This is a genomic window from Cognatundibacterium jejuense (genome assembly GCF_014284255.1).
GTDB lineage: Bacteria > Pseudomonadota > Gammaproteobacteria > Burkholderiales > Burkholderiaceae_D > Undibacterium > Undibacterium jejuense.
The window spans coordinates 1-831 of record NZ_JACOFV010000047.1; the positions used below are offsets into that span (position 1 = coordinate 1).

Annotated in this window: 1 pseudogene; it reads left to right on the plus strand. The window is 46.0% G+C overall.

Going from position 1 to position 831, the window contains the following annotated elements:
* The first annotated feature begins 216 nt into the window (after positions 1–216).
* Positions 217–645 (plus strand): annotated as a pseudogene (locus H8K32_RS19945) (VOC family protein).
* Positions 646–831 lie beyond the last annotated feature (186 nt).

Here is an 831-nt window from a genome sequence, read left to right on the forward strand (position 1 = left end):
TAATGTCCTTGGCAAGCTCTTTTGCCAACGCTTTAAGTTTCTCTCTATCCATTACAATGTCCATCGGTAAATTCCTCTTCAGAGGTTAATAGACCGTGGACATTTACACAAATTTATTTACAGGCTCGTCGAGTTCCCACTGTTAGTCAGCTCCTCGCATCTTTAGGCCCACAATCGTCATCCCTTGTTCATTGTAAGTGTCCTCTGGAATTGAATATGTTTAGTCACTTCACATTTGGTACTTCTGATCTTCGGCGCGCAATTGCTTTTTACGATCCGGTGGTGCTACCGTTGAGACTTAAACGTCGCAACCTTACTCCTGATGGTGGACCACCATCCGCATAATGGGTTTTACCTGATCGAACTCTGTCACGGTTTTATGTTTGCGTGCCGTTTAATGGCGAGCTCGCCTCGGCAGGAAATGGAGGCATGGTTGCATTTCTCGCTCCCAGCGCCTCCTGCGTCAAGGTCGTATTTCATGCTGGTTTGGCTGCCGGTGGCGTGAGTGAAGGTGCGCCTGGCGAGCGTCTTCGCTATGGTCAGGGCTACTACGGTGCGTATTCCCGTGACCCGGATGAAAACAAGATCCACATCATTTACCGTGGCGATTTACCATCTGATGCGATTCTAATTTTCCAATTGTGATCATTCAATTTTAATTGCACTTCACATTCGAACATGCTTTGAATAACTCATCTTAAGAAAGGCGAATTCTAGGATGAAGTGCAATTTATGAACGGTATCGGTTAATGAGGGCAAGATGCGATAGCATTTGTGCCTTTTTGACCGGCCAGTCGAAATTGCATAATGAACTACACACATCTCACCCAA